Source organism: Neisseria sp. P0008.S010, assembly GCF_051962715.1.
Taxonomy (GTDB): Bacteria; Pseudomonadota; Gammaproteobacteria; order Burkholderiales; family Neisseriaceae; genus Neisseria; species Neisseria elongata.
Map to the genome: position 1 here is coordinate 1 of NZ_JBQCVA010000059.1, position 13,095 is coordinate 13,095.

General features: G+C 52.9%; 14 protein-coding genes. 8 read left to right on the plus strand and 6 right to left on the minus strand.

Annotation, left to right across the window (positions count from 1 at the left end; translation table 11 throughout):
* The first annotated feature begins 162 nt into the window (after positions 1–162).
* Positions 163–369: a hypothetical protein gene (locus ACTHSL_RS11235; RefSeq protein WP_440381466.1), complete on the plus strand. Its 207-nt coding sequence runs from the start codon at positions 163–165 to the stop codon at positions 367–369.
* Positions 370–444: 75 nt separating this feature from the next.
* Here ACTHSL_RS11235 and acpS read toward each other — a convergent pair whose 3' ends face one another.
* The 3 genes from acpS to trpS form a co-directional block, all read right to left on the minus strand.
* Positions 445–822 (minus strand): holo-ACP synthase, encoded by a 378-nt coding sequence (gene acpS / locus ACTHSL_RS11240; RefSeq protein ID WP_440381477.1) that lies wholly within the window; start codon positions 820–822, stop codon positions 445–447.
* 91 nt (positions 823–913) lie between these two features.
* Positions 914–1,699: a hypothetical protein gene (locus ACTHSL_RS11245; protein ID WP_440381467.1), complete on the minus strand. Its 786-nt coding sequence runs from the start codon at positions 1,697–1,699 to the stop codon at positions 914–916.
* 70 nt (positions 1,700–1,769) lie between these two features.
* Positions 1,770–2,780 carry a tryptophan--tRNA ligase gene (gene trpS, locus ACTHSL_RS11250; protein ID WP_440381468.1) on the minus strand — a complete coding sequence of 337 codons (1,011 nt, stop codon included), beginning with the start codon at positions 2,778–2,780 and terminating at the stop codon, positions 1,770–1,772.
* A 275-nt stretch (positions 2,781–3,055) separates the two neighbouring features.
* On the opposite strand from trpS, the gene ACTHSL_RS11255 reads away from it, so the two are divergent.
* From ACTHSL_RS11255 to purD, 3 genes are all read left to right on the plus strand, one after another.
* Positions 3,056–4,438 carry an MFS transporter gene (locus tag ACTHSL_RS11255; protein ID WP_440381469.1) on the plus strand — a complete coding sequence of 461 codons (1,383 nt, stop codon included), beginning with the start codon at positions 3,056–3,058 and terminating at the stop codon, positions 4,436–4,438.
* Between the two features lie 3 nt (positions 4,439–4,441).
* A complete protein-coding gene (locus ACTHSL_RS11260; protein ID WP_440381470.1) occupies positions 4,442–4,963 on the plus strand; it encodes a single-stranded DNA-binding protein in 522 nt (173 codons plus the stop codon).
* Positions 4,964–5,117: 154 nt separating this feature from the next.
* A complete protein-coding gene (gene purD / locus ACTHSL_RS11265) occupies positions 5,118–6,386 on the plus strand; it encodes a phosphoribosylamine--glycine ligase (protein WP_440381471.1) in 1,269 nt (422 codons plus the stop codon).
* Positions 6,387–6,523: 137 nt separating this feature from the next.
* Here purD and ACTHSL_RS11270 read toward each other — a convergent pair whose 3' ends face one another.
* Together ACTHSL_RS11270 and ACTHSL_RS11275 are read right to left on the minus strand one after the other, a co-directional pair.
* Positions 6,524–6,703 carry a hypothetical protein gene (locus tag ACTHSL_RS11270; RefSeq protein ID WP_440381472.1) on the minus strand — a complete coding sequence of 60 codons (180 nt, stop codon included), beginning with the start codon at positions 6,701–6,703 and terminating at the stop codon, positions 6,524–6,526.
* A gap of 10 nt (positions 6,704–6,713) precedes the next feature.
* A complete protein-coding gene (locus tag ACTHSL_RS11275; RefSeq protein WP_440381473.1) occupies positions 6,714–6,938 on the minus strand; it encodes a hypothetical protein in 225 nt (74 codons plus the stop codon).
* 147 nt (positions 6,939–7,085) lie between these two features.
* Between ACTHSL_RS11275 and ACTHSL_RS11280 the strand changes: the two genes are divergently transcribed.
* From ACTHSL_RS11280 to ACTHSL_RS11295, 4 genes are all read left to right on the plus strand, one after another.
* Positions 7,086–7,328, plus strand: coding sequence for a helix-turn-helix domain-containing protein (locus ACTHSL_RS11280; RefSeq protein ID WP_314378374.1), 243 nt, complete (start codon positions 7,086–7,088; stop codon positions 7,326–7,328).
* A 301-nt stretch (positions 7,329–7,629) separates the two neighbouring features.
* The gene (gene uvrB, locus ACTHSL_RS11285) at positions 7,630–9,657 is read left to right on the plus strand and encodes an excinuclease ABC subunit UvrB (RefSeq protein ID WP_440381474.1); all 2,028 of its coding nucleotides are present in this window, start codon (positions 7,630–7,632) and stop codon (positions 9,655–9,657) included.
* A gap of 87 nt (positions 9,658–9,744) precedes the next feature.
* Positions 9,745–10,398, plus strand: a complete 654-nt coding sequence (locus ACTHSL_RS11290) for an IS1595 family transposase (protein WP_440381475.1) — start codon at positions 9,745–9,747, stop codon at positions 10,396–10,398.
* A 144-nt stretch (positions 10,399–10,542) separates the two neighbouring features.
* The gene (locus ACTHSL_RS11295; protein WP_003778391.1) at positions 10,543–11,601 is read left to right on the plus strand and encodes a Gfo/Idh/MocA family protein; all 1,059 of its coding nucleotides are present in this window, start codon (positions 10,543–10,545) and stop codon (positions 11,599–11,601) included.
* An 872-nt stretch (positions 11,602–12,473) separates the two neighbouring features.
* On the opposite strand, the gene ACTHSL_RS11300 is transcribed toward ACTHSL_RS11295, so the two are convergent.
* Positions 12,474–12,848: a hypothetical protein gene (locus ACTHSL_RS11300; protein ID WP_440381476.1), complete on the minus strand. Its 375-nt coding sequence runs from the start codon at positions 12,846–12,848 to the stop codon at positions 12,474–12,476.
* Positions 12,849–13,095 lie beyond the last annotated feature (247 nt).

Genomic DNA, 13,095 nt, shown 5'->3' on the forward strand with positions numbered 1-13,095 from the left:
TTGCTTCTTTGGATTAGGTTTTCGTATTTCATTTGGAAATTGTAAATCTTCAGGATACTTTCGCAAGAGGTCTAATTTTATGCCCAACATAAAAGTTTCAAAAAAAATTCGACTACTTGGGCTGATTTGGCTATCAAGCAAAATGACTATTTCTGTTTCAGGATGCAGGGAAATGCACGCGGTGCCCTTTCGGACAACTTTACCGTAAAAGCCGTCGCCTTAAACAAAGACAGCGAACCGAGGGTGTTGAAAATCAATCAGGACATGATACTGACACTCTGTGAAACCAGCACTTCCTCCTGTTCGGAAAGCAATACTTATTTCAGCAATGCCAACGGCACCGACAAAAACTGCATCATTTATGAATAAAAAACGTACGGAAAATATTAAAGAGGCCGTCTGAAACTTTATTTCCAGACGGCCTCTTGTTTATGCAGGTATATCTCAGTTTTCCGCTATGGCAAACGCCAGAACATGATTATCCTCATCGCTTAGGCTCAAATGCACGCGGCGGATGCCTTGCTCGTCCAACCAGTTTTGCAGCGGTGCGGCGTAGAAATATTCGGGCTTGCCCAACACATCGTGGCCGATACCGATATGCTGCAGCGATACCGCCCCCCGAATGCCGGTGCCGACCGCTTTGGCAAAAGCCTCTTTGGCGGCAAACCGTTTGGCCAAAAAAACCAACGGCCGCACGGCGGCGGAAAACTCCGTCAATTCCACAGGATGCAGGATACGTTCGGCAAATGCGCGGCCGTATTTCTGATGCAGCTTTTCAATACGCTTCACATCGGTCAAATCGGTACCTATTCCGTAAATCATCTTCATCCTTTCCTGCCGTTTGCCCGGCATTCGTTATCTATTTTTCAGGCCGTCTGAAAACAGACTGCTATGTTTCAGACGGCCTTCATCCTCAATCTTTGGCTGTTTTTTTGAATTTTCCTATCTGCCGCAGTATTTCCGGCTTGATAATCCCATGCAGCTTTTCGGCCGGCAAAGTAACATCGGCAAGATCCAAATAACCGCCGAGGGAATAGGAGTTAAAGACAAAACGCAGGCCTCCTTCATCTAAAGTCCAATTGAAATCCTGCTTCCGATAATCTTTCTCGAAACTTGGTGACAGCCATTCGAGAACTTCTTGACGATTTTCGGCTTTTTGCCCATCCACATAATCATCGGCCACTCCTTCTTTCACCAACCTAATCAACGCGTCCCTCTTGCCCGGCAGCAAGATGTCCTTCATTGTCAATTCCCTTATCTTGCCTTTACGCGGAATGGTGCTGAAATATTCCCCGCCGTTACCGTGCGGACCACCTCCGTAAGCCCAGTAACCGGTGCGGATGGTCAGATAATCGGGCGAATAACCGTACAAAGTGTTGTCCGCATCTTGCTCCAGACGCAAATATTTCCCGTCGTCGTCTTTGGTTTCATCGACTTCCTTTTTCAATTTTTTCCGCACATGGCTCGATGAGAAATTAGCCAGTTTCAATTCGAGGCTGTTGTGCAGCAAACTGTCGGCAAATGCCGTCAGGGCCGGCTCGGCAAATATCAGGCGGGTTATTTCGACTTTACTGCACTCCTCTTTTTCAGACGGCATCGGGCAATATTCTGCTTTGATGGTTTCACTTTTGGTTTTTGGTGCCTGAGCAAAAGCCGGAACGGCAGCGGCCAGAAGCATGAAAATTAAAATTTTCTGCATTTTTTCCTCACAATTAACAGCAGTTTCGCTTTTCAGACGGCTTGCCTTTGGAATAAGGCAGGCCATTCGTTTACTTCAACGGACGGATGCCGACGGCGTCGCGTACTTTGTCCAGCAGTTCGCGCGCTTCTTTGCGCGCTTTGGCTGCGCCTGCTTGTAGGATGTCTTCGATTTGCGAAGGATTGGCGGTCAGCTCGTTATAGCGTTCGCGCGGTTCTGCCAGCTCGGCGTTGATTTTGGCGGCTAGGAGTTTTTTGGCTTCGCCCCATGCTAGGCCTTCGACCAGCATTTGTGTGAATTCTGCGGTTTCAGACGGCGTGGAGAAGGCTTTGTAGATTTCGAACAAGGGGCTTTCGTCTGGCTGCTTCGATTCGCCTGGCTCTTTCATGTTGGTGATGATTTTGTTGACTGATTTTTGGGTTTTCTTGTCGTTTTCCCAAAGCGGAATGGTGTTGCCGTAGGATTTGGACATTTTGCGTCCGTCCAAACCGACCAAGAGTTCAACGTTTTCGTCGATTTTCACTTCGGGCAGGGTGAAGACTTCTTTGAAGCGGTGGTTGAAGCGGCCGGCGATGTCGCGCGCCATTTCGACGTGTTGGATTTGGTCGCGGCCGACGGGCACTTCGTTGGCGTTGAACATGAGGATGTCGGCAGTCATCAGGATGGGGTAGCTGTACAGCCCCATTTCTACGCCGTGGTCGGGGTCTTCCTGATTGTTTTCGGCGTTTGCCTGCACGGCGGCTTTGTAGGCGTGGGCGCGGTTCATCAGGCCTTTGGCGGTGATGCAGGTCAGAATCCAGTTCAATTCCATCACTTCGGGAATGTCGCTTTGGCGGTAGAAGGTGGTGCGCTCGGGGTCAAGTCCGCAGGCAAGCCAAGTGGCGGCAACGGCTTGGGTGGATTGGTGAATCATCTCCGGCTCGTGGCATTTGATGATGCCGTGGTAGTCGGCGAGGAAGAGGAAGGATTCGGTATCGGGGCTTTGCGCCGCGCGGACGGCGGGGCGGATGGCGCCGACGTAGTTGCCCAGATGCGGGATGCCGGTGGTGGTTACGCCTGTGAGGACGCGTTTCTTGCTCATTGTGTAATCCTTCTTGCTGTGCCGCGCGGTGTACCTTTTTTCAGACGGCCTCCCTATATATTTTGGCCGTCTGAAAAACGCTTCAGCCGCACGGCTGTTCGGTAAAGCGGGGATTGTAGCAGATTCGGCCGCCTGCCCGCGCGGCATCTGTCGGTGGTTTCCTGCCGCGATTGGTATATAATCCGCCGCTTTATACAGTTTTCAGACGGCCTCCCCTGCAAAAATGCAGCCGCTGTGCGGTTTATGTTTTTCAGACGGCCTTTCGGATGGTAAAGATGGCTCGATCAAACCAAACCCAAATGACTCCCGAAGAATGGCGTGCCAGCACTTCGTTGTCGGGTGTGTACGCATTGCGGATGCTGGGGATGTTTCTGGTGCTGCCCGTGCTGGCATTGTATGCCGACGGCCTGCCCGGCGCGGACAACAATAAAACCCTAGTCGGCCTGGCCGTGGGCATGTACGGCCTGACGCAGGCTCTGATGCAGCTTCCGCTGGGCATCGCTTCCGACCGTTTCGGCCGGAAGAAAACCATTTATTTCGGCCTGCTGCTGTTTGCCGCCGGCAGTTTTCTCGCCGCTTCGGCCGATTCGCTGGAAATGCTCGTTATCGGCCGCGCATTGCAGGGCGCGGGGGCGGTAAGCGCGGCGGTAACCGCGTTGCTGGCCGACCTGACGCGTGAGGAAGTCCGCACCCGTTCGATGGCGATGATAGGCTTGAGCATAGGCATCACCTTCTCCGCCAGCCTGATTCTGTCGCCGATGCTTACCAGCGTCATCGGCGTGAAAGGCCTGTTTATCCTGACGGGCCTGCTGACCTTGTCCAGCATGGCCGTGGTGGCGTTTTGGACACCCGACCCCGCCGTATCCAAACTGCACGAAGACGCGCAGGCGCAGCCGTCCCGTTTCGGCGAAGTGTTTGCCGACCGCCGCCTGATGAGCCTCAATTTCGGCATCTTCGCCCTGCATTGCGGCATGATGGCTCTGTTTACCACCCTGCCCTTCATCATGGTCGATTTGGGCTTGGACAAAACCGTACATTGGAAAATTTATTTCCCCGCCACACTGCTCGGCCTGATACTGATGGTTCCCGCAATTATCGTCGGCGAAACGCGCAACCGCCTCAAACAGGTTTTCATCTCCGGCATCGTGCTGATCCTCGCCGCCCTTGCGGGCCTAATGCTGTCATTGCACTCCCTGTGGCTGATTGCCGCCTGCCTGATTGTGTACTTTATCGGTTTCAACATCTTGGAAGCCAGCCAGCCTTCCATGGTTTCCAAAATCGCCCCCGCCGATTTGAAAGGCACGGCCATGGGCGTGTACAACACCCTGCAATCGGTAGGCCTGCTCTGCGGCGGACTGATAGGCGGAATGCTCTACCAAAACTACGGCATGTATGCCGTCCTCGCGTTTACACTCGTATTGACCGCCGCCTGGCTGGTCAGCGCCATCCTCAGCCCCGCGCCGAAACCGGTTAAAAACATTGCCTTTAAAATCGGCACATCTTGGCACGGAAGGCAGGAAGCCCTACACTTCGCACTCGGCAAGGTAGCCGGCGTGGAGCACATCAGCTTCAGCAGCGACGGCGAAACCGTCTACATCAAAGCCCTGCAAAAAGGTTTCGACGAAGCCGCAGCCAAAAACATCATCTCAGGAGTATAAAAAATGTCCCTAAACAAAGTCATCCTTATCGGCAACCTCGGCCGCGACCCCGAAGTGCGCTACATGCCCAACGGCGAGGCCGTCTGCAACTTTTCCATCGCCACCAGCGAAACATGGAACGACCGCCAAACCGGACAGCGTCAGGAACGTACCGAATGGCACAACATCACCCTCTACCGCCGCTTGGCCGAAGTGGCGGGACAATACCTGAAAAAAGGCAGCCAGGTTTACATCGAAGGCCGCATCCAAAGCCGCAAATACACCGGCAAAGACGGCATTGAGCGCACAGCCTACGACATCATCGGCAGCGAAATGAAAATGCTCGGCGGACGGCAAAGCAGCGGCAGCAGCACGCCTTACGACGAAGGCTACCAGCCTGCACCGCAACAACAATACCAGCAACAGCCGTACCAGGCACAACAGCAACCCGCCTACAACAGCGAGCCGCCCGCCGCGCCGCGCCGCCAGGCTCCGGCTGCACCCGCCCAGCCCGTGGACGACATCGACGACGACATCCCGTTCTAACACCCAAACAAACCATAAGGTTTGATTTTGAGGCAAATGAATCCGAGGCCGTCTGAAAACCCAACGACACTTTTTCAGACGGCCTCCATACCGACAGGCTCCGGTACATCCGGCGTCCCTTTCCGACAAACCCGAATCAATTTAAGGAATCCTCATGAAACTGCTCGTTATCGGCAGCGGCGGTCGTGAACACGCACTGGCCTGGAAACTGGCACAGTCGCCCAAAGTCGCCACTGTCTTCGTCGCCCCCGGCAATGCAGGCACCGCGCCCGAACCCAAGCTGCAAAACCTGCCGCTGACGGCGCATGCCGACCTGATCGACTTTTGCCGGAAAGAAAACGTCGCCTTCACCATTATCGGCCCCGAAGCCCCGCTGGCGGCAGGCATCGTGGACGATTTCCGCGCTGCCGGACTACCTGTTTTCGGCCCGACCCGTGCCGCCGCACAGTTGGAAAGTTCGAAAGATTTTGCCAAAGCATTTATGAAACGGCACGGCATTCCCACCGCGGGCTACCAAACGTTCGACAACGCGCAGCAGGCGCATGATTATGTGGACGCAAAAGGCGCGCCCATCGTCATCAAGGCCGACGGCCTGGCGGCAGGCAAAGGCGTGATTGTCGCCATGACTTTGGCAGAAGCGCACGCCACCATCGACGATATGCTGTTGGGCAACAAGATGGGCAACGCCGGTGCGCGGGTGGTCATCGAAGACTTTTTGCAGGGCGAGGAAGCCAGCTTTATCGTGATGGTGGACGGCGAACACGTCCTGCCGATGGCCACCAGCCAAGACCACAAACGCCTGCTCGACAACGACCAAGGCCCGAACACCGGTGGCATGGGCGCGTACAGCCCCGCCCCCGTCGTTACCCCCGAAGTCTACCGCCGCACCATGGACGAAATCATCCTGCCCACGGTGCGCGGCATGGCGGCGGACGGCTGCGAATTTACCGGCTTCCTGTATGCGGGTTTGATGATTGACGAAAATGGCGCGCCCCGCACCATTGAATTCAATTGCCGTTTCGGCGACCCCGAAACCCAGCCCATCATGAGCCGTTTGGACAGCGATTTGGCCGATTTGGTGCAAGCCGCTTTAGACCGCCGTTTGGATAAGGTGCAAGCGGAATGGAACCCGCAAACCGCCGTCGGCGTGGTGCTGGCGGCGGCCGGCTATCCCGACAGCCCGCGCAAAGGCGATGCCGTCGAAGGCATGGAAGCCGCCAATAAAATCGGCAAGGTTTTCCACGCCGGAACGGCGGTTTCAGACGGCCATACGGTAACCAACGGCGGACGCGTGTTGTGCGTGGTCGGTTTGGGCGACGACGTGAAAGAGGCCAAAGCCAAAGCATATGAGGCCGTGGCAAAAATCCATTTCGAAGGCATGCAATACCGCAAAGATATTGCCGACAAAGCCATCAAATCCTAACCTTAAGGCCGTCTGAAAACCTGCCGCGCAACGTTTTCAGACGGCTTTTCCTTTTTAATGGAACGGCAATTTAATTTTCTCTTCAAAAAAACAGCCTGAAAATTCAATTTCAGGCTGCTCTATCTTAATCAGGTTTGTTAATCGTCATCTGATGATTTTCGGCGCGATTCATCACCTGCTTTCTGTGCGGGCGTTCTGTCATTGCCGCGATTGGTACGGTGATCATGGCTACCATCCGCTTTATTTTTGCCATAACCTATTGCGCCATTGACTGGTTGATCTTGTTTATTACCCAAAAAACTGTCAAAGAATCCCATTCCCATCCCCTTAATCACCAAAGAATTCGAATAAAGCATATACTGCACCTGCTACAGCAAGTGGTGCTGCCGCAGCCACTGCAATACCTGCAGCCATACCGCCGCCCACCACCGAGCCGACTGTTGCCAAGGTTGATGTTACCGTTGCCGCACTTGCACCTGCCGCCGCATAACCAATCGCGCCGACAGCCCCAGCCCCGGCAACACCAGCTGCTGTTTTTGAATTTTCAGACATAATAAATCCTCCGAATGAGTTGAATTATCTTCCTTAAATAAGGAAGGGGCATTGTAATCAAACTTTTCCAGAAGTTCAACTATAGTTAAAAATAAATAAATTATAGTTTATTGTTGATATGATTTAGCTTAATAAATACTTGGCGGCATGAAAAAAAACACCGCTCCCCATCCTTGCCGCCTCATCTTCGCTCAAAATATGAGACAAATGCGTCGTCTGAAAGAAATCTCACAAGAAGAATTATCGTTTCGTGCCGATGTCAGTAAGACTTATATTTGTGAGATAGAGAGTGGCAGTCGTGCCGTCTCCATTGATGTAATGGGACGCGTTGCAGATGCATTAGAAATCCCACTGGAAAAATTAGTACAGCGCAATTTAACTGATTTATAAAATTGGTTGATTGCCTATCAATATTTAAAAACAAACAAATTCCTAAACGGCATTATCTAAAAAATAAAGGTCTCGTTTACAACAAATATGGCGAAACAATGCTGAATAAGGCCATCAAATCCTAACCTTAAGGCCGTCTGAAAACCTGCCGCGCAACGTTTTCAGACGGCCTCATCCCATCAACTGACCAAATCCGCCGAAACCCGGCGGATTTTTCGTTCCGCCCCATAAAGACAAAACGCCAATACGCGAGCCGCTTGCTATAATTTCCCTTTTCCCCGAACCGAAAACAGGCGGCAATATGGAAGTCATCCAATACCCAAATTCCCCCTTCAAACTCCACCAACCCTTCCCACCCGCCGGCGACCAGCCCACCGCCATTGCCGGCCTGCTCGAAGGGCTTTCAGACGGCCTTGCCTATCAAACCCTGCTCGGCGTAACCGGTTCGGGCAAAACCTACACCATGGCAAACATCATCGCCCAAAGCGGCCGCCCTGCTATCATCATGGCGCACAACAAAACCCTTGCCGCCCAGCTCTACGCCGAAATGCGCGAGTTTTTCCCTGAAAACGCGGTGGAATATTTCGTCTCCTACTACGACTATTACCAACCCGAAGCCTATGTGCCCAGCCGCGACTTGTTCATCGAAAAGGACAGCGCGATCAACGAACACATCGAGCAAATGCGCCTTTCCGCCACCAAAAACCTGATGACGCGCGACGACGTGATTATCGTCGCCACCGTGTCCGCCATTTACGGTATCGGCGACCCGACCGAGTATCAACAAATGGTGTTGTCCGTCAAAGAAAGCGACACCATCGAGCAGCGCGACATCATCGCCACGCTCGTTTCCATGCAATACGAACGCGGCGATTTGGACTTCAAACGCGGCAGCTTCCGCGTGCGCGGCGACGTGATTGACGTATACCCCGCCGAAAGCTCCGAAAACGCCTTGCGCATCAGCCTGTTTGACGACGAAATCGACCGCCTCGATATGTTCGACCCGCTTTCAGGCAGCCTTATCCAGCGCGTCGGCCGCTACACCGTTTTCCCATCCAGCCACTACGTTACCCCGCGCGACACCGTCTTGCGCGCCTGCGAGTCCATCAAAGAAGAATTGCGCGAACGCATCGAATTTTTCGCCCGCGAACAACGCCCTGTCGAACAGCAACGCATCGAACAGCGCACCCGCTTCGACCTCGAAATGCTCTACGAAATGGGCTTCTGCAAAGGCATCGAAAACTACTCCCGCCATTTCTCCGGTAAAAAAGAAGGCGAACCGCCGCCTACGCTGATGGACTACCTGCCCGACAACGCCATCATGTTCATCGACGAAAGCCACGTTACCGTTACCCAAATTGGCGGCATGTACAAAGGCGACGCATCGCGCAAGCAAAACCTGGTCGACTACGGCTTCCGCCTGCCTTCCGCCCGCGACAACCGCCCGCTTAAATTCCACGAATTTGAAAAAGTCATGCCGCAAACCGTCTTCGTGTCCGCCACTCCCGCCAAATACGAAGAAGAACACGCCGGACAAGTGGTCGAACAAGTCGTCCGCCCCACAGGGCTGGTCGACCCCCAAATCATCATCCGCCCAGTTGCCACCCAAGTCGATGACTTAATGAGCGAAATCAACGACCGCATCCAAAAAGGCGAACGCGTGCTCGTTACCACCCTCACCAAACGCATGGCGGAACAACTCACCGACTATTACAGCGAACTCGGCATCAAAGTGCGCTACCTGCACAGCGACATCGACACCGTAGAGCGCGTTGAAATCATTAGAGATTTACGGCTCGGATTGTTCGATGTACTCGTCGGTATCAACCTCTTGCGCGAAGGCTTGGACATCCCCGAAGTCTCCCTCGTCGCCATCCTCGACGCCGATAAAGAAGGCTTCCTACGCTCCCACCGCAGCCTGATTCAAACCATAGGCCGCGCCGCGCGCAACGTGAACGGCGTCGCGATTCTGTACGCCGACAAAATCACCGACTCCATGAAAGCCGCCATCGACGAAACCGAACGCCGCCGCGAAAAACAAATTAAATTCAACGAAGAACACGGCATCGTGCCACAGCAGATTAAAAAACAAGTCAAAGACATCATCGACGGCGTGTACCACGAAGAAGACAGCGGCAAAGGTCGTCTGAAAGGTAAAAACAAGGTTAAAGTCGGCGAGATTCACAACGAAGAAGACGCGATTAAAGAAATCGCCAAACTGGAAAAAGCCATGCAGCAGGCGGCTCGGGATTTGCAGTTTGAAGAGGCGGCTGTGTTGAGGGATAGGATTCGGGGGATTAAGGAAGGGTTGTTGTTTGGGGCAGAGTGATTAATTTTTATGGATTTTTTGGAGGATTAAATGGAAAATAAACTTTTTGGGGCTGACGTAGATTAGTAGTTATGCTAGGCTACGAAAATGAAGATAACCAATTGTAAATTAAGCAAGAGAGTTCAAAATAAACTGCTTGAATTTTTTGTACTCCAAGTTACCGCCCGTTCCGCTGCCGATATTTTAGACATTCAGCCCAACTCCGCCATCCTGTTCTACCGCAAAATCCGTATGGTCATCAGCCATTATCTAGCCTTGGCTGCCGATGAGGTTTTCGAGGGCCCCGTCGAGTTAGACGAAAGCTATTTCGGCGGACGGCGTAAAGGCAGACGCGGTCGCGGTGCGGCAGGAAAAGTGGTTGTCTTCGGCATTCTGAAACGCAACGGACGGGTCTATACCGTTGTGGCGGATAATGCCAAGTCTGAAACGTTACTCCCTATCATCAAAAAGAAAATCATGCCGGACAGCATTGTTTACACGGACAGCCTGAGCAGCTATGACAAGCCGGACGTAAGCGGTTTTATCCATTACCGCATCAACCATTCCAAAGCGTTTGCCGACCGTCAGAACCACATCAACGGCATTGGAAATTTTTGGAATCAGGCGAAACGCGTCTTGCGCAAATACAACGGGACTGACCGCAAATCTTTCCCACTGTTCTTGAAAGAATGCGAATTTCGATTTAACTTCGGCACACCGTCCCAACAGCTTAAAATCCTGCGGGATTGGTGTGGAATTTAGGGCTAATCTACGTCAGCCCCTAATTTTAACTGCGTTGAAGCTACGCTTTCAGGTAGCCTTTTCAGACGGCCTCAAAGGCTACCTGAAAACAAGTTGCCGAGTTTCTGCGAAGCCAACCCCCATCCCCGCCCAAAGGAAACTAACATGACCGCCCCCTCCGCATCCGCCCCCCAACCCGTCAACGTCGGCATCATCGGCCTCAGCGCAGGCGGCGGCTGGGCGTCGATGGCGCACTACCCCTCACTCTCCCGCCTGCCCGAGCTGTTCGCCATCAAAGGGCTCACCGCCGGCAGCCCCGCTTCTGCCAAACTCGCCGCCGAAAAATACCGCGTGCCGTTTTACAGCGACACCCCCGCCGAACTCGCCGCCCGCGACGACATCGGCCTCATCGTCGTCGCCGTCAGCCTCCCCCAACATCAAGCCCTTATCGAACAAATCGCCCCCTACGGCAAAGCCATCTACTGCGAATGGCCGCTCGGCACCACGCCCGAACAGTCCCGCGCCCTGCAACAAACCGCCGAAAAATACGGCTGCCGCACCTTCATCGGCCTGCAAGCCCCCACCTCCCCCTACGTGCGCAAAATCAAAGCCCTGCTCGATGACCCCGCCACCGGCCGCCTGCTCAGCTGCACCGTGCGCGGCAGCAACCCCGCAGGCGGTGCCCTCATCGACCCGCGCTATCTCTATGCCCAGCAACAGGAAAACGGCGTCAACACCCTCACCATCCCGTTCGCCCACATGCTCGCCGCCCTCAACCTGCTGACCGGCCGCCCGCCCCTAGAACGCGCCCTCACCGCCTGCCTTCACCCCCAAGTGCGCCGCAAAGACAACGGCCAAACCCTCCGCCGCACCGCCACCGACCACGTCCTCTACCAAGCCCGCCACACCAACGGCGCGCTCACAGACGTGGTTTACCTCGGCGGCGGCAGCGGGCTGGCCATGCAAATCGAATGCGAACACCTCAGCCTCGTCATCACCGCCAACAGCGGCCACATCCAATACGAACCGCTCACCATCGAAATCATCCACGAAGGCCAAAGCCAAACCCTGCCGCCCCACAGCACCCCCGCCGAATGCCTGGTCGAAACCTACCGCGCCGTCTGGCACGACCTGCACCACGGCACACACACCGTCCCCGACTTCGCCTACGCCGCCGAACACCAGCAGCGCGTGTTCGATTTGGCGGCAAGCCCGCAGCCGTAGCGTGTGCCGCCCCGCCGCGTACACGGTTTAAACATTTTCAGACGGCCTCAAAGGCTACCTGAAAAACCCAGCAGCGCGTAGGTCGGATACTCGTATCCGACAATCTTTGCCGAAACGGCGCGGGTTTTCCCTTGCGGGAAAATGTCGGATTCGAGAATCCGACCTACGGGCTGGCATCAAAACCCATATTGCCAACCTTTCTTTATTAGCAAGCCGTAGCCTGCACCCCTACCAACCGCGTGCGTGGCTGCGCCACACACCCTACCTGCGGACGGCACAAACTCTAAAACCAACGTGTACGGTGTGTGCGGTATGCACGCGTTCTTTGCGTGAGGCAGCCTGCACCTGCGTAGGCATAAATGCCGACCATACATTCCCAAAAGAAAAGCAGCCTGCACTTTGAAACCTCCAAAGTGCAGCAAGCTGTAGCTTGCTTGCATCTTTGCCAACCGCGTGCGTGGCTCGCCATATATCTACCTGCGAGCGGCACAAACCTTAAAATCAACGTGTAGTGTATGCGGCACGTACTCGGTGTTTGAATTAACCGAAACCTGTACATAAAAAAATCTGCACAGATCTCCCAAACAACAAAAGTCCATAGGTATGGTTCACCGCCTCAGGAAGCGTTTCATCAAGTGCCTTTTTTAATTTATTGACACTTTTATTTTTGAAAAATGAGCAAGAAAAAACAGTAAACCTTTGTGATTTACTGTTTCAAAAATTGTTCTATTCAATTAGACAAACTGTTATTTTTCATCGTCTTTATGCCTCATGTATTCGTTATATCACAATAATCTCATTAACAATCATGTATAGAAATATTATTTCCAAATTCCAATTTGACGCACTGTATATTATCCTCATTTTCCATACTACATCTGAAAGGCCGTTATCCAAAAACATATTCCGGCTATAAGTGAAATCGGAGTCATCACATATTTCTCTTTTCTGCTTTTTGAAAGCATATTCATAATAGTATTCAAAGATAGATAAGCGGCAAAGAAGAAACAAATATATTTAGTAACTTTAAAAGACCACCATAAAGAAATAAAACCTCCGGCTTGCAAAATAATTATCATTGCAAAAATTTGGATGGCCACCGAAATGACTGCCACAACCCTAAGTTTCTCAGGTAAGATTTTATGTTGTCCACCCATTGTAAATTCGCCCAAAGGCAAACCGCAAGCAACAAGCACTGTCATAATGGCTATTATTCCAAATAATACTGCACCTAATATTGAAAACATAAATCAATATTCTCCCTTCGCAAAATATAAAAATTTCAGCAAGCTGCAGCTTGCGTTCCCACCCACCGCGTGCGTGGTTACGCCACACACCCTACCTGTAGCGGCACAAATTTAAAACCGAGGTGTAGGGTGTGTGCGGTACGCACGCACGCGTTCTTTGTCGTTCAAACCATTAGACCTCTTGCGAAAATATTCATCCCATCGCATTAATCAGTCCTGCAATCAGATTTACCCTTAACCCGAACCG

Coding starts and splice junctions, on each gene's coding strand:
- acpS (WP_440381477.1), bottom strand. CDS start 822: ATGATTTACGGAATAGGTACCGATTTGACCGATGTGAAGCGTATTGAA.
- ACTHSL_RS11260 (WP_440381470.1), top strand. CDS start 4,442: ATGTCCCTAAACAAAGTCATCCTTATCGGCAACCTCGGCCGCGACCCC.
- ACTHSL_RS11235 (WP_440381466.1), top strand. CDS start 163: ATGCAGGGAAATGCACGCGGTGCCCTTTCGGACAACTTTACCGTAAAA.
- uvrB (WP_440381474.1), top strand. CDS start 7,630: ATGGAAGTCATCCAATACCCAAATTCCCCCTTCAAACTCCACCAACCC.
- ACTHSL_RS11280 (WP_314378374.1), top strand. CDS start 7,086: ATGAAAAAAAACACCGCTCCCCATCCTTGCCGCCTCATCTTCGCTCAA.
- ACTHSL_RS11245 (WP_440381467.1), bottom strand. CDS start 1,699: ATGCAGAAAATTTTAATTTTCATGCTTCTGGCCGCTGCCGTTCCGGCT.
- ACTHSL_RS11300 (WP_440381476.1), bottom strand. CDS start 12,848: ATGTTTTCAATATTAGGTGCAGTATTATTTGGAATAATAGCCATTATG.
- ACTHSL_RS11275 (WP_440381473.1), bottom strand. CDS start 6,938: ATGTCTGAAAATTCAAAAACAGCAGCTGGTGTTGCCGGGGCTGGGGCT.
- ACTHSL_RS11270 (WP_440381472.1), bottom strand. CDS start 6,703: ATGGGATTCTTTGACAGTTTTTTGGGTAATAAACAAGATCAACCAGTC.
- purD (WP_440381471.1), top strand. CDS start 5,118: ATGAAACTGCTCGTTATCGGCAGCGGCGGTCGTGAACACGCACTGGCC.
- trpS (WP_440381468.1), bottom strand. CDS start 2,780: ATGAGCAAGAAACGCGTCCTCACAGGCGTAACCACCACCGGCATCCCG.
- ACTHSL_RS11290 (WP_440381475.1), top strand. CDS start 9,745: ATGAAGATAACCAATTGTAAATTAAGCAAGAGAGTTCAAAATAAACTG.
- ACTHSL_RS11295 (WP_003778391.1), top strand. CDS start 10,543: ATGACCGCCCCCTCCGCATCCGCCCCCCAACCCGTCAACGTCGGCATC.
- ACTHSL_RS11255 (WP_440381469.1), top strand. CDS start 3,056: ATGGCTCGATCAAACCAAACCCAAATGACTCCCGAAGAATGGCGTGCC.